The 17,034-nt window shown below is 74.1% G+C and carries 16 protein-coding genes; all 16 read left to right on the top strand.

Annotated features, from left to right (window positions below; translation table 11 throughout):
- Positions 1–40: 40 nt before the first annotated feature.
- The 16 genes from argS (at position 41) to atpE (ending at position 17,009) form a co-directional block, all read left to right on the top strand.
- The gene (gene argS / locus CRP29_RS07190) at positions 41–1,702 is read left to right on the top strand and encodes an arginine--tRNA ligase (RefSeq protein ID WP_097194382.1); all 1,662 of its coding nucleotides are present in this window, start codon (positions 41–43) and stop codon (positions 1,700–1,702) included.
- Entirely contained in the window at positions 1,699–3,192 is a 1,494-nt protein-coding gene (gene lysA / locus CRP29_RS07185; RefSeq protein ID WP_097194381.1) for a diaminopimelate decarboxylase, read from the top strand. Before argS ends, lysA begins: the two co-directional genes overlap by 4 nt.
- Entirely contained in the window at positions 3,189–4,496 is a 1,308-nt protein-coding gene (locus CRP29_RS07180) for a homoserine dehydrogenase (protein ID WP_097194380.1), read from the top strand. Before lysA ends, CRP29_RS07180 begins: the two co-directional genes overlap by 4 nt.
- A complete protein-coding gene (gene thrC / locus CRP29_RS07175; protein WP_097194379.1) occupies positions 4,493–5,581 on the top strand; it encodes a threonine synthase in 1,089 nt (362 codons plus the stop codon). The genes CRP29_RS07180 and thrC overlap by 4 nt, the downstream gene beginning before the upstream one ends.
- Positions 5,578–6,534, top strand: a complete 957-nt coding sequence (gene thrB, locus CRP29_RS07170) for a homoserine kinase (RefSeq protein ID WP_097194378.1) — start codon at positions 5,578–5,580, stop codon at positions 6,532–6,534. Before thrC ends, thrB begins: the two co-directional genes overlap by 4 nt.
- Before the next feature lie 238 nt (positions 6,535–6,772).
- Positions 6,773–9,010, top strand: coding sequence for a transcription termination factor Rho (gene rho, locus CRP29_RS07165; protein WP_097194854.1), 2,238 nt, complete (start codon positions 6,773–6,775; stop codon positions 9,008–9,010).
- A gap of 136 nt (positions 9,011–9,146) precedes the next feature.
- Complete coding sequence (gene rpmE, locus CRP29_RS07160) at positions 9,147–9,392, top strand: 50S ribosomal protein L31 (RefSeq protein ID WP_097194377.1); 246 nt, start codon at positions 9,147–9,149, stop codon at positions 9,390–9,392.
- 84 nt (positions 9,393–9,476) lie between these two features.
- The gene (gene prfA / locus CRP29_RS07155; protein WP_097194376.1) at positions 9,477–10,547 is read left to right on the top strand and encodes a peptide chain release factor 1; all 1,071 of its coding nucleotides are present in this window, start codon (positions 9,477–9,479) and stop codon (positions 10,545–10,547) included.
- Positions 10,548–10,561: 14 nt separating this feature from the next.
- Positions 10,562–11,431: a peptide chain release factor N(5)-glutamine methyltransferase gene (prmC, locus tag CRP29_RS07150; RefSeq protein WP_097194375.1), complete on the top strand. Its 870-nt coding sequence runs from the start codon at positions 10,562–10,564 to the stop codon at positions 11,429–11,431.
- Positions 11,428–12,894: a protein kinase domain-containing protein gene (locus CRP29_RS07145; RefSeq protein WP_245852589.1), complete on the top strand. Its 1,467-nt coding sequence runs from the start codon at positions 11,428–11,430 to the stop codon at positions 12,892–12,894. The genes prmC and CRP29_RS07145 overlap by 4 nt, the downstream gene beginning before the upstream one ends.
- Before the next feature lie 48 nt (positions 12,895–12,942).
- Positions 12,943–13,584, top strand: coding sequence for an L-threonylcarbamoyladenylate synthase (locus tag CRP29_RS07140; RefSeq protein ID WP_097194852.1), 642 nt, complete (start codon positions 12,943–12,945; stop codon positions 13,582–13,584).
- 191 nt (positions 13,585–13,775) lie between these two features.
- The gene (locus CRP29_RS07135; RefSeq protein WP_097194374.1) at positions 13,776–15,026 is read left to right on the top strand and encodes a glycosyltransferase family 4 protein; all 1,251 of its coding nucleotides are present in this window, start codon (positions 13,776–13,778) and stop codon (positions 15,024–15,026) included.
- A complete protein-coding gene (locus CRP29_RS07130) occupies positions 15,023–15,535 on the top strand; it encodes a Cg1360 family ATP-synthase-associated protein (protein ID WP_245852586.1) in 513 nt (170 codons plus the stop codon). Before CRP29_RS07135 ends, CRP29_RS07130 begins: the two co-directional genes overlap by 4 nt.
- Before the next feature lie 16 nt (positions 15,536–15,551).
- Positions 15,552–15,893: an AtpZ/AtpI family protein gene (locus CRP29_RS07125; protein WP_097194851.1), complete on the top strand. Its 342-nt coding sequence runs from the start codon at positions 15,552–15,554 to the stop codon at positions 15,891–15,893.
- The gene (gene atpB / locus CRP29_RS07120) at positions 15,890–16,717 is read left to right on the top strand and encodes a F0F1 ATP synthase subunit A (protein WP_097194373.1); all 828 of its coding nucleotides are present in this window, start codon (positions 15,890–15,892) and stop codon (positions 16,715–16,717) included. The genes CRP29_RS07125 and atpB overlap by 4 nt, the downstream gene beginning before the upstream one ends.
- 64 nt (positions 16,718–16,781) lie before the next feature.
- Positions 16,782–17,009: an ATP synthase F0 subunit C gene (atpE, locus tag CRP29_RS07115; RefSeq protein ID WP_217991489.1), complete on the top strand. Its 228-nt coding sequence runs from the start codon at positions 16,782–16,784 to the stop codon at positions 17,007–17,009.
- Positions 17,010–17,034: the final 25 nt, after the last annotated feature.

Raw genomic sequence — 17,034 nt, 5'->3', positions numbered from 1 at the left:
GGGCGGCGAGCGCCGCGGGCGCGGTCAGTACGCTCGTGCGGTGACACCGGAGCAGCTGCAGGACGTCGTCCGTACCGCCGTGGGCGCGGTCGTCGACCGCGGCGCGCTGCCCGTCGAGGTGCCCGACGAGGTCGTCATCGAGCGGCCCAAGAACCCCGAGCACGGCGACTACGCCACCAACGTCGCCCTCCGGCTGGCCAAGCCCGCCGGCCGGCCGCCCCGCCAGGTCGCCGAGGTGCTCGCCGAGGAGCTGCGGGCGCACGAGGGCATCGCGACGGTCGACGTCGCCGGTCCCGGCTTCCTCAACATCACCCTGGCCAAGGGTGCGCTGGGCGGCCTCGCGGTGCGGGCGGTGACGGCGGGCGCTGCCTACGGCCGCACCGACGCCTTCGCGGGCCAGAAGCTCAACCTCGAGTTCGTCTCCGCGAACCCCACCGGCCCGGTCACCCTCGGCTCGACCCGGTGGGCCGCCGTCGGTGACGCCCTGGGCCGGCTGCTCGAGGCCACCGGCGCCCAGGTCAGCCGCGAGTACTACGTCAACGACGCCGGCGCGCAGATCGAGCGGTTCGGCCGCAGCCTGCAGGCCGTCGCGCACGGCCGCCCGGTGCCGGAGGACGGCTACCAGGGCGACTACGTCGAGACCGTCGCGCAGCAGGTCGTGGCGGAGAACCCGGGCCTGCTCGAGCTCCCCGACGACGAGCAGCTCACCGTCTTCGCCGACCGGGGCGTCGCCGCCATGGTCGCCGAGATCCGCAGCACCCTGGACGGCTTCGGCGTCCACTACGACCGGTTCTTCTCCGAGCGGACCCTGCACGAGTCCGGAGCGCTGGAGAAGGCGGTCGGCCGGCTGCGCGAGCAGGGGCACGTCTTCGAGGCCGACGGCGCCGTCTGGCTGCGGACGACGACGTTCGGCGACGACAAGGACCGCGTGCTGGTGAAGGCCGGCGGGGAGCCCACCTACTTCGCCGCCGACTGCGCCTACTACCTCGACAAGCGCGCGCGCGGGTTCGAGCGGGTCGTGATCATGCTGGGCGCCGACCACTCCGGCTACGTCGGCCGCTACAAGGCGCTGGTGGCCGCCACCGGCGACGACCCCGAGCACCACCTCGAGATCCTCATCGGCCAGCTGGTCAACCTGGTCAAGGACGGCGAGCCGGTCCGGATGAGCAAGCGCAAGGGCAACTTCGTGCTGCTCACCGACCTGGTCGACGCCGTCGGCATCGATGCGGCCCGCTACGCGCTGGCCCGCGCCTCGGTGGACCAGCAGATCGACATCGACGCCGACCTCTGGAGCCGGAAGACCAACGACAACCCGGTCTTCTACGTCCAGTACGCGCACGCGCGCATCTCCTCGCTGCTGCGCAACGCCGCCGATCTGGGCCTGCCCCTCGGCGAGGCCGCGGACGTCGACGTCGCGGCGCTGGCACACCCGCGGGAGAGCGACCTGCTCCGCGCGATCGGCGAGTTCCCCCGGGTGCTCGCCTCCGCCGCCGAGCTGCGCGCACCGCACCGGGTGGCCCGGTACCTCGAGGAGCTGGCCGGCACCTACCACCGCTTCTACGACTCGTGTCGCGTGCTGCCGCGCGGTGACGAGGAGGCGACGTCGCTGACCACCGCCCGCCTGTGGCTGTGCGCCGCCACCGCGACGGTGCTCCGCAACGGCCTCGACGTGCTCGGCGTGACCGCCCCGGAGCGGATGTGAGAGCGCACCCGGCCGGTCCGCTGCACGGCAGCATCCAGCAGCCGACGGGCGCCGGCGCACCGCCGGCGGAGCTGGGCGCCCTCGACGCGCACGTCTGGCCGCGGTCGGCCACCCGGGTGGACGGCGAGCTGCACCTGGCCGGCCGCGCGGTCACCGACCTGGCCCGCGAGCACGGCACGCCGCTGTTCGTCCTCGACGAGGGCGACTTCCGGAGCCGCGCGGCCGACTTCGCGACCGCGTTCCACGGCGCCGACGTGCACTACGCCTCCAAGGCGTTCCTCTGCGGCCAGGTGGCCCGGTGGATCGCCGAGGACGGCCTGCACCTCGACGCCTGCAGCGGCAACGAGCTGGCCCTGGCGCTGGCGGCCGGCTTCCCGGCCGAGCGGATCGCGCTGCACGGCAACAACAAGTCGCTCGTCGAGCTGCGGCTCGCGGTCGACTCGGGGATCGGGCACGTGGTGCTCGACTCCTTCGACGAGATCGACCGGCTGGCGCCGCTCGCCGCCGCACGCGTCGCCGCCGGCGGGGCGCCGGTGCCGGTGCTCATCCGCGCCACGGTCGGCATCGAGGCGCACACCCACGAGTTCATCGCCACCGCGCACGAGGACCAGAAGTTCGGCTTCTCGCTGGCCACCGGCGACGCCCTGACCGCCGCGGTGCGGGTCATCCGCGAGCCGGCGCTGCGGTTGGCCGGCCTGCACAGCCACATCGGCTCGCAGATCTTCGACACCGCGGGCTTCGAGGCGGCCGCGCACCGCGTCGTCGGCCTGATGGGCCAGATCCACCAGGCGACCGGCGAGCTGCTGGGGGAACTGAACCTCGGCGGCGGCTTCGGCATCGCCTACCTGGCCGACGACGACCCGGTCAGCCCCGGCGACGTCGCGGCGAAGCTCCGGACCGTCGTCGCTGCGGAGTGCGCCGCACTCGGGCTGCCGGTGCCGCGACTGGCGGTCGAGCCGGGTCGCGCGATCGCCGGCCCGGGCACGGTCACGCTGTACGAGATCGGCACGATCAAGCCTGTCCGCCTCGGTGCCGGCGGCGGCCCGGGCACCCCGCCGGTGCGCAACTACGTCTCGGTCGACGGCGGGATGAGCGACAACATCCGCACCGCGCTCTACGACGCCGACTACACCTGCGTGCTGGCCAACCGCACCTCCGACGCCCCCCCGGCGCTGTGCCGGGTCGTCGGGAAGCACTGCGAGAGCGGCGACATCCTCGTGCGCGACCTGTGGCTGCCCTCCGACGTCGCCCCCGGCGACCTGCTGGCGGTCGCCGCCACCGGCGCGTACTGCTGGTCGATGGCGAGCAACTACAACTACCTGCTCAAGCCGCCGGTGGTCGCGGTACGGGACGGCGTTGCGACGGAGATCGTGCGACGGCAGACACTGTCGGACGTGTTCGCCCTCGATGCCGTCCTCGCAGACAGGCCCGCGCCGTCCCCGGCGCCCGACCAGCCGGCCCCCGAGCACGCCGCGGGAGCCCGTTCGTGACCGCCGCCCCGCCCGTCCCCCTGCGGGTCGCGCTGCTCGGCTGCGGCACCGTCGGCAGCGCCGTCCTGCGGTTGATCGAGGACCAGGCCGATGACCTGACCGCCCGCATCGGCCGGCCGGTCGAGGTCGTCGGCATCGCCGTCCGCCGCCCGGCGCACCACCCCGACGTGCCGCAGCACCTGCTGACCACCGACGCCGCCGCGCTGGTGGCCCGGGACGACGTCGACCTCGTCGTCGAGGTCATCGGCGGCATCGAGCCGGCCCGCAGCCTCATGTACGCGGCCTTCGCGTCGGGCAAGTCCGTGGTGAGCGCGAACAAGGCGCTGCTGGCCGAGGACGGGCCCGCGCTGCACGCCGCGGCCGCCGAGGCCGGCGTCGACCTCTACTACGAGGCCGCCGTCGCCGGCGCCATCCCGCTGCTGCGGCCGCTGCGCGAGTCGCTGGCCGGCGACCAGCTGCGCCGGGTCGTCGGCATCGTCAACGGGACGACCAACTACATCCTGTCGCGCATGGCCGAGACCGGCGCGGGCTTCGCCGAGGCGCTCGCCGAGGCCACCGAGCTGGGCTACGCCGAGGCGGACCCGACCGCCGACGTCGACGGCTTCGACGCCGCGGCGAAGGCGGCGATCCTCGCGTCGCTGGCCTTCCACACGCCGGTGTCCTCCGCCGACGTCTACCGCGAGGGCATCTCCGCGGTGTCGGCGACCGACGTCGCCCGCGCCGCCGAGATCGGCTGCACCGTCAAGCTGCTGGCCATCTGCGAGCGGGTGCCCAACGGCGCCGGCACGGACACCGTGGCCGTCCGGGTGCACCCCGCGATGATCCCCACGACCCACCCGCTCGCCGCGGTCGGCGGCGCCTTCAACGCCGTCTTCGTCGAGGCCGAGGCCGCCGGGCAGCTGATGTTCTACGGCCAGGGCGCCGGGGGAGAGCCCACCGCGAGCGCCGTCCTCGGCGACCTCGTGGCCGTGGCGCGCAACCGGGTCGCCGGAGCCTCCGGCCAGGGCCCGACCGGGTACGCCGACCTCGCGATCCGCCCGATGGCCGAGACCCCGACGCGGTACCACGTGAGCCTCGACGTGGCCGACCGCCCGGGCGTGCTCGCCGCCGTCGCGCAGGAGTTCGCGCGGCAGGACGTGAGCATCTCCACGGTCCGCCAGACCGGCCGGGGCGACGCCGCCACGCTGGTCATCGTCACCCACAGCGCGCCCGACGCGGCGCTGTCCGCCACCATCGCCGCCCTGCGGGACATGCCCGCGGTCCGCGGCGTCACCAGCGTCCTGCGCGTGGAAGGTCTCTCATGAGCGTCACCAAGGCGAACGTCTCCCCGGGGTGGCCGGGGCTCATCGAGGCCTACCGGTCGCGGCTGCCCGTGAGCGAGGCGACGCCCGTGGTCACCCTCCAGGAGGGCAACACCCCGCTGCTGCCCGCGCCCGAGCTGTCCCGCCGGACCGGCTGCGACGTCTACCTCAAGGTCGAGGGCCTCAACCCGACCGGGTCGTTCAAGGACCGCGGCATGACGATGGCCATCACCAAGGCCGTCGAGGAGGGCGCCAAGGCGGTCATCTGCGCCTCCACCGGCAACACCAGTGCCAGCGCCGCCGCCTACGCCGCCCGCGCCGGCATCACCTGCGCCGTGCTCGTGCCCCAGGGCAAGATCGCGATGGGGAAGCTGGCCCAGGCGCTCGTGCACGGCGCTCAGCTGCTGCAGGTCGAGGGCAACTTCGACGACTGCCTGGCGCTGGCCAGCAAGCTCGCCATCGACTACCCGGTGAGCCTGGTCAACAGCGTCAACCAGTACCGCATCGAGGGCCAGAAGACGGCGTCGTTCGAGATCGTCGACGTGCTCGGCGATGCTCCCGACATCCACTGCCTCCCGGTCGGCAACGCCGGCAACATCACCGCCTACTGGCAGGGCTACCGCGAGTACCGCACCGATTCCGCGGCCCCCGGCCCTGCCACCCGCACCCCGCGGATGTGGGGCTTCCAGGCCGCGGGCGCCGCACCGATCGTGAACGGGGCCGTGGTCGAGAACCCGAGCACGATCGCCACCGCGATCCGGATCGGCAACCCGGCCTCCTGGACCAAGGCGCTCGCCGCCCGGGACGAGTCCGGCGGCCGGATCGACGCCGTCACCGACCGGGCGATCCTCTCGGCCTACCGGCTGCTGGCCCGCAGCGAGGCGGTCTTCGTCGAGCCCGCGTCGGCGGCCTCGGTGGCGGGTCTGCTGCAGGTGCACGCCGCGGGCGAGCTCGAGCCCGGCCAGCGGATCGTCTGCACGGTCACCGGCAACGGGCTCAAGGACCCCGAGTGGGCCATCTCCGGCGCACCTGCTCCGGTCACGATCCCCGTCGACGCGGCCGCGGCGGCTGCCCAGCTCGGCCTGTGACCTCGCCGCGCGGCGCCTCGGTCCGGGTCCGCGTGCCCGCGACCAGCGCGAACCTCGGACCGGCCTTCGACTGCGCCGGGCTGGCGCTGTCGGTGCACGACGAGCTCGCGTTCTCCGTCACCGACGGCGGGCTCGTGGTCGAGATGACCGGCGAGGGGGCGGACACGCTCCCCACCGACGAGTCCCACCTGGTCGTGCGCGCCTTCCGTGCCGCGTCCGCCGAGCTCGGCTGGACGCCTGCCGGGCTGCGGATCGTCACGGAGAACGGCATCCCGCAGGGGCGGGGGATGGGGTCCTCCGCGGCCGCCGTCGTCGCCGGGGTGATGGGCGCCTGGGCGCTGTGCCCCGACGTCGCCGCCGTCGACCTGGACGCGGTGCTCCGGCTGGTCACCGAGATCGAGGGGCATCCCGACAACGTCGCCGCGTGCCTCCTCGGCGGGGCGACGCTGAGCTGGATGGCCGCCTCCGGTGCGCGCGCGGACCGGCTCGCCGTCTCCGACGAGGTCCTGCCGGTCGTGCTCGTCCCGGAGGCGACCCTCTCCACGCACGTCGCGCGCGGGCTGCTGCCGGAGCTGGTGCCGCACGGTGACGCCGCCTTCAACGCCGGCCGGTCGGGCCTGCTGGTGCACGCGCTGACCGCGCGACCGGCGCTGCTGCTCGAGGCGACCGAGGACCGGCTGCACCAGGCGCAGCGCGGCGCGGCGATGCCGGGCTCGCGGGACCTGCTCGCGCTGCTGCGCGCCGAGGGGCACGCGGCGGTCGTGTCCGGCGCCGGACCGAGCCTGCTCGTCCTCACCCGCTGGCACCCCGACGACCGGCCGGGACAGCCGGCCGCGGCGGCCCGCGTCGGCGAGATCCGGGCGCTCGTCCCGGACGGCTGGCGGGTGCTGCCGCTCGAGATCGATCGCAGGGGCGCGTCGGTGCTGGACGAGCCTCAGGTATCGTCTCGGTAACGAGGAACACGCTGGAAACAACCGGTGTTGTCCAGTCAGTGAGCTGCGTCTAGGCTCACGGCGTAGCCGCCCACTCGGGCGAGCCTCGCGTGGGGGCGAAGCCGGCGATTCCGCCGCTGATCCGCTCCGCTTTTCACCCCGCTCCTCATCACGACCCCCGCCTCATGCCCGGGTCCGCATCGGAGCGGTGCACCCCCTGCGCTGGAACGCGCAGGTCACCGCAGGGAAGGACCTGTACGTGAGCGAAAGCACCGACCTCGCCATGACCGGCGCGCAGGACGCCGCCGGCTCGAGCGAGGCACCCGCCGCTCCCGAGACGGCGGGCCGCGCCCGCCGCCGCGGCGCCGGCCTGTCCGGGATGCTGCTGCCCGAACTGCAGCGACTGGCGGCCGAACTCGGCATCTCCGGCACCGGACGCATGCGCAAGGGCGATCTCGTGGCCGCCATCTCCGCGCGCCAGGTCGGCGGCGACAGCAGCACCCCGGCGCCCCGCGTCGAGAGCCAGGCCGACGGAGCCGACGGCGCCGACCGCGCCCGCGGCGTGGCCGCGACGGCCGCCCCCCTCGAGGCGCCGATCAGCGGTGGCGCCAACGGCGGACCCGTCACCACGACCGACGCCGACGCCGACACCCGTCCGGCCCGGTCCCGCCGCGGCGCCAGCCGTCCGGCCGGCTCCCCGACCGCCGAGTCGGCCGGCAAGCCCGTTCCCGCGAACGACCGGTCCACCGAGGCGCCCGCGGCGGAGGTCGCCGCGCCGGCCGAGCCGGCGCAGCGGGACGCCGAGCCGCGCGATGCCGAGCAGGCCGACGGCGAGCAGCGCGACGGCGACCGGCCGCAGCGCAACCGCGACCGGAACCGCAACCGCGCCGACCGGGACGCCAACCGCGAGAACAACCGCGACACCGCCAACCGCGACACCGCCAACCGCGACGGCGCGAGCCGCGACGGTGCCGACCGCTCCGAGCGGGGCGACCGCCCGGAGCGGGCCAACCGCGACGGCAACGAGCGCACCGACCGCGGCGACCGGCCCGAGCGCGGCAACCGCGACGGTGCCCGCGAGACCAACCGCGACACCAACCGCGACGGTGCCCGCGAGGGCAACCGGGACGGCAACCGCGGCCCCGACCGCAGCGAGCGCGGCGACCGGGACGGCCGTCCGGGCAACCGGAACGACAACCGCACCGAGGCCCCTCGCGGGCCCAACGCCGACGAGGACGACGACGACTTCGAGGGCGGCCGCGGCCGTCGCGGGCGTCGCTACCGCGATCGCAACAAGCGCGGGGGCGCCGTCGGAGGCCGTGAGCGCTTCGACCAGGGCGAGCCCACGATCAGCGAGGACGACGTCCTGCTGCCCGTGGCCGGCATCCTCGACGTGCTCGACAACTACGCGTTCGTGCGCACGTCGGGCTACCTCACCGGCCCGAACGACGTCTACGTCTCGCTCTCGCAGGTGCGCCGCTACGGCCTGCGTCGCGGTGACGCCATCACCGGCGCCGTCCGCCAGCCCCGCGAGGGCGAGCGCAAGGACAAGTACAACGCGCTGGTCCGGCTGGACACGGTCAACGGCCTGGACCCGGAGCAGGCGAAGAACCGCCCCGAGTTCACCAAGCTGACCCCGCTCTACCCGCAGGACCGCCTGCGGCTGGAGACCGAGCCGCACCTGCTCACCACCCGGGTCATCGACCTGGTCATGCCGATCGGCAAGGGGCAGCGCGCGCTGATCGTCTCGCCCCCCAAGGCGGGCAAGACGATGGTGCTGCAGGCGCTGGCCAACGCGATCACGACGAACAACCCCGAGTGCCACCTGATGGTCGTCCTCGTCGACGAGCGGCCCGAAGAGGTCACCGACATGCAGCGCTCGGTGAAGGGCGAGGTCATCGCCTCCACCTTCGACCGGCCGCCGTCGGACCACACCACGGTCGCCGAGCTCTCCATCGAGCGGGCGAAGCGTCTGGTCGAGATGGGCCACGACGTCGTCGTCCTGCTGGACTCGATCACCCGGCTGGGCCGCGCCTACAACCTGGCGGCTCCCGCCAGCGGGCGCATCCTCTCCGGCGGCGTCGACTCCACGGCGCTCTACCCGCCCAAGCGCTTCCTGGGTGCTGCCCGCAACATCGAGAACGGCGGCTCGCTCACGATCATCGCCTCGGCGCTGGTCGAGACCGGCTCCACGATGGACACGGTCATCTTCGAGGAGTTCAAGGGCACCGGGAACGCCGAGATCAAGCTCGACCGCCGGCTGGCGGACAAGCGGGTCTTCCCGGCCGTCGACGTCAACGCGTCGGGCACGCGCAAGGAGGAGATCCTCATGTCGCCCGACGAGCTGGCCATCGTCATCAAGCTGCGCCGGGTCCTCGGTGCGCTGGAGCCCCAGCAGGCGCTGGAACTGCTCCTGGACAAGCTGAAGAAGACGCGCAACAACGTCGAGTTCCTCATGCAGATCCAGAAGACGACGCTCGGTCCCGACAAGGACTAGCAGGGGGCCACGGTCGGCCGGTCTCCCGATCTGGGAGACTGGTCGACCGAGCCCCGCCGTCGCACCGGAAATAGCCGTCCGGTCCTCGGCGTTCACAGCACTGAACGACCCAGACTTCGTAGAAGAGGCAGCAGCCATGAAGCCCGACATCCACCCGGCCTACAACGTCACCACCGTGACCTGCGGCTGCGGCAACACCTTCACCACCAAGAGCACCTCGCCCACGGGCACGCTCACCGTCGAGACCTGCTCGGCCTGCCACCCCTTCTACACCGGCAAGCAGCGCATCCTCGACACCGGTGGCCGCGTGGCCCGCTTCGAGAAGCGGTTCGGCAAGCGCTCCGCCGGCGCGCCCGCCGAGGCGCCCGCAGACGCCAAGTAGCACCTCCGACGGCGCCCGTCCCACCTCTCGGTGGGGCGGGCGCCGTCGTCGTGTCCGGACCCGACCGCAGGCAGGAGGAACCCGATGAGCAGCCCCGCACCCGACATGCTCTCCGGCCTGCTCGCCGAGCACGCGTCCCTCGAGCAGGAGCTCGCCGATCCGGCGGTGCACGCCGATCAGGCGCGTGCCCGCCGGCTGAGCCGTCGCTACGCCCGGCTGGCCCCGCTCGTGGAGACCGCCCGCGCCCTCGACGAGGCCCGCGGCGATCTCGGCACCGCCCGGGAGCTCGCCGCCGAGGACGCCTCCTTCGCCGCCGAGGCGAGCGCTCTCGAGCGCCGGATCGAGGAGCTCACCGGCCGGCTGAACGAGGAGCTGCTGCCGAAGGACCCCGACGACGACAAGGACGTCATCCTCGAGATCAAGGCGGGGGAGGGCGGCGCGGAGTCCGCGCTGTTCGCCGGAGACCTGCTGCGGATGTACCTGCGCTACGCGGAGCGGCGCGGCTGGTCGACCGAGGTGCTCGACGCCCAGGACGCCGAGCTCGGCGGGTACAAGGACGTCGCGGTGGCCATCAAGAGCCGCACCGACGAGGGCATCTGGTCGCGGCTGAAGTTCGAGGGCGGCGTGCACCGGGTGCAGCGCGTGCCCGCCACCGAGAGCCAGGGCCGCATCCACACCTCCGCCGCCGGGGTGCTGGTGCTGCCCGAGGCGGAGGAGGTGGACGTGACGGTCGACCCGAACGACCTGCGCATCGACGTCTTCCGCTCGTCCGGGCCCGGTGGGCAGAGCGTGAACACCACAGACTCCGCCGTCCGCATCACCCACCTGCCCAGCGGGATCGTGGTGAGTTCGCAGAACGAGAAGAGCCAGCTGCAGAACCGCGAGTCGGCGCTACGGGTGCTGCGCTCCCGGCTCCTGGCGGCCGCCCGCGAGGAGGCCGCGGCCACCGCGAGCGACCAGCGGCGCAGCCAGGTGCGCACGGTCGACCGCAGCGAGCGGGTGCGGACGTACAACTTCCCGGAGAACCGGATCTCCGACCACCGGGTCGGCTACAAGTCGCACAACCTGGACGCCGTGCTCGACGGCGAACTGGACGCGGTCATCGACGCGCTGAGCAGCGCGCACACCGCCGAGCTGCTGGCGGCCGGCTCCTGAAGGGCGGGTCCGGGGTGAGGTGCAGAACGCTCCTGGGCGACGCCGCCCGGCGGCTCGCCGAGGCCGGGGTCGAGTCGCCGCGGGTGGACGCCGAGCTGCTGCTGGCCCACGTGGTCGGCCGGTCGCGCGCGGGGCTGCTCACGCTGACCGACGTCCCCGACGACGACGCGGCCCGGTTCGCGGCGCTGCTCGACCAGCGCGCCGACCGGGTGCCCCTCCAGCACCTGACCGGCCGGGCGCCGTTCCGGCGGCTCGAGCTCGCCGTCGGCCCGGGGGTGTTCGTGCCCCGCCCGGAGACCGAGCTGCTGGCCGAGTGGGCGCTCGAGCGTCTCGCCGGGCTCGACGGGCCGGTCGTCGTGGACCTCGGCAGCGGCTCCGGTGCCCTCGCGCTGTCCATCGCGCACGAGCACCCCGGCGCACGGGTGACCGCCGTCGAGCACGATCCCGGCGCCATCGCCTGGACCCGGCACAACGCGCTCGACCGGGTCGGCGCCGGCGACACCCCGGTCGGCGTCGTCGCCGGCGACATGACCGACGCAGGCCTGCTGTCCGAGCTCGACGGGCGGGTCGACGTCGTCGTCTCCAACCCGCCCTACGTGCCCGACGGCGCGCGGATCCCGCGCGAGGTCGCCGACCACGACCCGCCGTTGGCGCTCTGGGGCGGGCCGGACGGGCTCGACGTGGTGCGCGGGATGCTCGGCGTCGCCGCCCGGCTGCTCCGGCCCGGCGGCTGGCTGGGCATCGAGCACGCCGACCAGCAGGGGACGGCGCTGCCCGCGGTCGTCCGGTCGCACGGCGGCTTCACCGACGTCGAGGACCATCCCGACCTGGCCGGGCGCCCGCGCTTCACGACCGCGCGGCGAGGCGGGCGGGAGGACCGGTGACGGCACCGCAGGCGCTGCTCGCGAACCGCTACGTGCTGGCGTCGCTGATCGCCGGCGGCGGCATGGGCCAGGTCTGGCGCGGGCGCGACACCCTGCTCGACCGCCCGGTCGCGGTCAAGGTGCTGCGCGACCAGTTCGCGGCGGACCCGACCTTCCGCGCCCGGTTCCGGGCGGAGGCGCAGCACGCCGCCACGCTCGTCCACCCGCACATCGCCGCGGTGTTCGACTACGGCGAGCAGCCGGTCGGTCCGGGGGCGCCGCCGGTGGCCTACCTCGTGATGGAACTGGTGGAGGGGGAGTCGCTCGCCGACGTGCTCCGTCGCGAGGGGCGGCTGGACGAGCGCCGCACCCTGGACGTCCTCCGGCAGGCCGCGGACGGCCTGGGTGCCGCCCACGCGGCCGGGGTCGTGCACCGCGACATCAAGCCGGCGAACCTCCTCGTCGCCCGCGACGGCCGGGTGAAGCTGACCGACTTCGGCATCGCCCGCTCGACCGGCGGCGTCGCCGTCACCGCCACGGGGGAGGTGATGGGGACGGCGCACTACCTCTCCCCGGAGCAGGCGTCCGGCCGGCCGGCGACCCCGGCGAGCGACGTCTACGCGCTCGGGGCGGTCGGCTACGAGTGCCTGGCCGGTCGGCGGGCGTTCGAGGGCGAGAGCGCCGTCCAGATCGCGGTGATGCAGATCCGGGAGCAGCCCGACCCGCTCCCGGCGGACGTCCCGCTCGCCGTGCGCGGGCTGGTGGAGCGCGCGATGGCCAAGGATCCCGCCGCCCGGTTCCCGGACGGATCGGCGCTGCGCGACGCGGTCGACACCGTGCGGGCCGGCGGCGTCCCAGCGGGCGCACCCCGGACGGCCGTCCTGCCGCGGACCGGAGCCCCGCCCGCGACCGCGGTCCTCCCGGTCGTGCCGGCGCCGTCCCCGGCCGACGCCGGACCGGTGCGCCGACGGCGCCGCCGCAGGTGGCCGGTGGCGGTCCTGCTGACCGCGCTCCTGCTCGCGGTGGGTGGAGCCGTCGTCGCGACGGCGCTCCGCGACGGCTCGACGTCCACGGCGGCGCCGGCCTCCGAGACGCCCGAGCCGACGGGAGCCGCGCCGAGCCTGCCCGCGGGCGTCGACGTCGTCGCCGCCGACCTGCTCGGCCGTCCGGTCCGCGAGGTGCAGGCGGAGCTGGTCGCCCGCGGGCTCCGCGTCGAGCTGCTCCCGGTCGAGACCGCGGACGTGGCCGCCGGACAGGTCACCGCCGTCGACCCCTCCGGCACCCTGCCGCCGGATGCGCTGGTCCAGCTCGGCTACGCCGTGCCCCCGGTGCCCGCCCCGGCCCCCGCGCCCGCCCCGGTCGACGAGGGCGACGGCGGCGACGGCGGCGACGGCGACGGGAACGGCAAGGGTTCCGACGAGAAGAAGCCGGGCAACGGCGGCAACGGCAACGGGCGCGAGGGCAGGGACCGGGACGACGACTGAGCCACCGGGCCGGGGGAGCGGTCGGCGACGGTGACAGACTTCCTCCCCGTGGCCCAGATCTACGACTGCAGCGACCCGGAGGCGCGCGCCGCCGGCCTGGACGCCGCCGCGGCGGCGCTGAGCACCGGGAGGCTCGTCCTGCTGCCGACCGACACCGTCTACGGGGTCGCGGCCGACGCGTTCACCCCGTCGGCGGTGACCTCGCTGCTGGCCGCCAAGAACCGCGGCCGGACCATGCCCGTCCCGGTGCTGATCGGCGAGGCCTCCACGCTGGCCGGGCTCGTGACGGACCTGCCCTCGACCGCGACCGCGCTGGCCCAGGCCTTCTGGCCGGGTGGGCTGACCCTCGTCGTCGAGCACGCGCCGTCGCTGGCCTGGGACCTGGGTGACGCGGAGGGCACGGTCGCCGTCCGGCTGCCCGACGACGACCTGACGAGGGACCTGCTCCGGCGCACCGGCCCGCTGGCCGTGTCCAGCGCCAACCGCTCGGGCCGGCCGGCCGCCACGACGGCCCAGGAGGCGGCCGCCCAGCTGGGGGAGCACGTCGCCGTCGTCCTGGACGGCGGGCCGCGCAGCAACTCGGCCGCCAGCACCATCGTCGACTGCACCGGCGCCACGCCTCGTGTGCTGCGGGTGGGGGCGATCCCGGTCGACCGCCTCCGCGACGCCGTCCCGGAGCTCACCGACTGACCACCGCGTGCCCCGGGCCACGGCGCCGGTCGGCGATGCGTCGCACGGCGTTGCCAGGAGCTCGCGCTACCGTGGACCGATCGCGGCCCCGCTCACCGGCGCCGCGGGTGATCACGAGGTTCGGGAGGGCGGCTGGATGAGCACGCCTGTCGTCCGGACCCGTCCCGCTCCGATCCGCGCCGGCTGAGCCGATGCGCGAGTACGCCGTCGTCATGCTCACCGCCGCGCTGGTCACCTTCCTGACCACCCCGGTGGTCCGGATGCTGGCGATCCGCTTCGGGGTGATGTCGGCCCTCCGGGCGCGCGACGTGCACGCCATCCCGACTCCACGCGGCGGCGGCGTGGCCATGTACCTCGGGGTGGCCGCCGCGATCCTGGTCGCCACCCGGTTGCCGGCCCTGCAGCGCACCTTCGACGACTCCCAGACCTACGCCGTCCTCGTGGCCGGCGGGCTGATCTGCGCCCTGGGGCTGATCGACGACAAGTGGGATCTGGACTCCCTGACGAAACTCACCGGGCAGATCGCCGCCGCGGGCGTCATGGTGCTGCTGGGCGTCCAGCTGGCCTTCCTCTTCCTGCCGGTGGCCGACATCGGCACGATCTCGCTGGGCCCCGACCTCGGGGTGCCGCTGACGGTCCTGCTCACCGTGCTGGTGGTCAACGCCGTCAACTTCATCGACGGCCTGGACGGGCTGGCGGCCGGTGTCTCGGCGATCGCGGCGCTGGCCTTCTTCGCCTACAGCTACCACCTCGGCCTGGTCGGGTACGACGACGTCGCCAGCGCCCCGGCGCTGATCACCGCCGTGCTCGCCGGCGCCTGCCTGGGCTTCCTGCCGCACAACTTCAGCCCGGCGCGGATCTTCATGGGCGACTCCGGGGCGATGCTGGTGGGCCTGATGCTGGCGGCCGCCGCCGTCACGGCGACCGGGGGAGTGGACCCGCAGTCGTTCGACTCGGCGGCCACGCTGCTGCCGCTGACCCTGCCGCTGCTGGTGCCGGTCGCGGTGCTCTTCATCCCGTTCCTCGACCTGGTGATGGCGGTGATCCGCCGCACCCGGCGGGGGCGCTCGCCGTTCGCCGCCGACAAGATGCACCTGCACCACCGGCTGCTCTCCATCGGCCACTCGCACCGGCGTGCGGTGCTGGTCATGTACTTCTGGGCCGCGCTGCTGTCCTTCGGGGCGGTCGCCCTGTCGATCACCGGTGGGACGGCGGAGCTGCTGGTGGCGATCGCCGTGCTGCTGGTCGTGGGGCTGGTCGTCGTCCTCAGCCCGCGTGCCCGTCGCGCCGCCCGCGAGGCCCGCGCGGCCGAGCTCGCCGCGCAACGGGAGCGCAGCCGTGCCGACCATCCCACCGCCCGGGCGGTGCGCACCCGGGGCAGCGAGGCGCGCGCCAACCGGGCCGCCGCCCGCGCGGCCGAGACCAGGAAGGTCCTGAGATGACCGCCGCACCGAGCCCCGCCACGGACCGCGCCCCCTGGGACCTCGCCTTCCTCCGGGTGGGATCGCTGGTGTCCCTCGCCGTGACCGCCGTGGCGGCCCCCGTCGCCGGCATCCTCGGCGGCTGGGGGAGCGCGGTGGCGGTCCTCGTCGGCGCGGCCACCGTGGTCGGCTTCTTCGTCGTCAGCGGCGTGGTCATCGCGTGGGCCGGCGGGATCGACGACGCGTTCGCCCTGCCCGCGGCGCTGGGGACGTTCCTGGTCAAGCTGCTGGTCCTCTTCGCCCTGCTGGGCTCGCTGCCCGAGGACGGGTGGCTCGACCGGCTGGTGCTCGCCTGGACGGTCATCGCCGGGGCCCTGCTCTGGAGCGGGGTCCAGATGCGCTGGGTGTGGACCCGGCAGGTGTTCTACGTGCCGCCGCCCGCACCGCCGGCCGCTGCCCCCGCGGACACCCGTGCGGGTGGACCTGACGACGGTGCTCCGGACCCGGCCCGCCCGGCGTCCGCGGGCTGAGATAGTGTCCCGAGTGATGGCCGAGAACACCCCTGCAGGCTGGGAATCTCGACCGCGCACCGCAGATGCCGAACGTCATCCCTCCGGGGCCGACGTCGGCTGGGGCATCACCGGGACCATGCTCTCGGGGATGCTCGTGTGGGGCGGGGCCGGGTGGCTGCTCGACCGCTGGTTGGAGACGCGAGTCTTCACCCTCGTCGGCGTCCTGCTCGGTCTGGGAGTGGCCATCTACCTGGTGGTCGTCAAGTACGGTGCCGTCGAGCCGCCCTCCGGGGCCCGGCCGCACACACGCACGACCCCGGGCGGGCAGCGGAGCTCGCCCCGGACACAGGGCCCGACGCAGAAGGGACAACGGTGACCTCCAGCGCCTCAGCGCTCGGCAGCGTGCTCGCAGCCGAAGGATCCGGCGGAGATGGGTTCAACGCTCCGACGATTGCGGAGTTCTACCCGGAGCCCATCGCGGAGTTCTCGCTCCTGGGCGTCGATTTCGCGATCACCCGCATCACGATCATCTCCTGGATCGCCACCGCAGCGATCCTCGCGTTCCTGGTCCTCGCCTCGCGCAAGGCCTCGATCGTGCCGAGCAGGCTGCAGTTCCTGGGCGAGAGCGGTTACTCCCTCGTCCGCGACGGCATGGCCCGTGACGTGATCGGCCCCAAGGGGCTTCCGTTCGCGCCGTTCCTGGCCTCGCTCTTCTTCTTCATCCTGGCGAACAACGCGATGAGCATCATCCCGTTCGCGCAGATCTCGCCGATGTCGAAGTTCGCCCTGCCGCTGGTCCTCGCGGTGCTCGTGTGGATCCTCTACAACTGGGTCGGCATCCGGGAGCAGGGCGCCGGCAAGTACTTCAAGGACGCCGCCATCCCGCCGGGCGTGCCGATCGGTGCGCTCATCCTGGTGACCCCCATCGAGCTGCTGCAGGTCTTCGTGATCCGGCCGTTCACCCTGGCCGTCCGACTCTTCGCCAACATGTTCGCCGGGCACATGCTGCTCGTCGTCTTCTCCCTGGGCACCGTCTACCTGCTCCAGGTGGGCAACTTCTCGATGATCTTCAGCCCGTTCGCGTTCGCCATGGCCCTGGCCATGACGTTCTTCGAGGTGCTCGTGATCATCCTGCAGGCCTACGTCTTCACCGTGCTGACCGCCACGTACCTCAACGGCGCCGTCGAGCCCGCCCACTGACCGCTCCACCCCCGCCAGCCGTCCGGAACGATCCGGGCGACCGACACAGGAGGAAGACCCCCCAATGATCGAGGTTCTCGCAGAGCTCGAGGGCAACATCGGCGCTGTCGGCTACGGCCTCGCCGCCATCGGCCCCGGTATCGGTGTCGGTGTCGTGTGGGCCGCCTACATCCAGGCGACCGCGCGTCAGCCCGAGTCGGCCGGCCTCACCCGGACCTACGCCTTCCTCGGTGCCGCCCTCTCGGAGGCGCTGGCGCTCATCGGTCTGGTCGCGCCCTTCATCTACGGCTGACCCAGCCGGTCCGGTCCAGCTGACG

Source organism: Blastococcus aggregatus (assembly GCF_900221005.1).
GTDB lineage: Bacteria > Actinomycetota > Actinomycetes > Mycobacteriales > Geodermatophilaceae > Blastococcus > Blastococcus aggregatus.
The sequence above is the reverse complement of the archived record's forward strand: the minus strand, read 5'-3'. Positions and strand labels throughout refer to the sequence as shown.

Excerpts from the sequence above, each read along its gene's own strand:
- thrC (WP_097194379.1), top strand. The coding sequence starts at position 4,493 with ATGAGCGTCACCAAGGCGAACGTCTCCCCGGGGTGGCCGGGGCTCATC.
- rpmE (WP_097194377.1), top strand. The coding sequence starts at position 9,147 with ATGAAGCCCGACATCCACCCGGCCTACAACGTCACCACCGTGACCTGC.
- prfA (WP_097194376.1), top strand. The coding sequence starts at position 9,477 with ATGAGCAGCCCCGCACCCGACATGCTCTCCGGCCTGCTCGCCGAGCAC.
- CRP29_RS07135 (WP_097194374.1), top strand. The coding sequence starts at position 13,776 with ATGCGCGAGTACGCCGTCGTCATGCTCACCGCCGCGCTGGTCACCTTC.
- CRP29_RS07130 (WP_245852586.1), top strand. The coding sequence starts at position 15,023 with ATGACCGCCGCACCGAGCCCCGCCACGGACCGCGCCCCCTGGGACCTC.
- CRP29_RS07125 (WP_097194851.1), top strand. The coding sequence starts at position 15,552 with ATGGCCGAGAACACCCCTGCAGGCTGGGAATCTCGACCGCGCACCGCA.
- atpE (WP_217991489.1), top strand. The coding sequence starts at position 16,782 with ATGATCGAGGTTCTCGCAGAGCTCGAGGGCAACATCGGCGCTGTCGGC.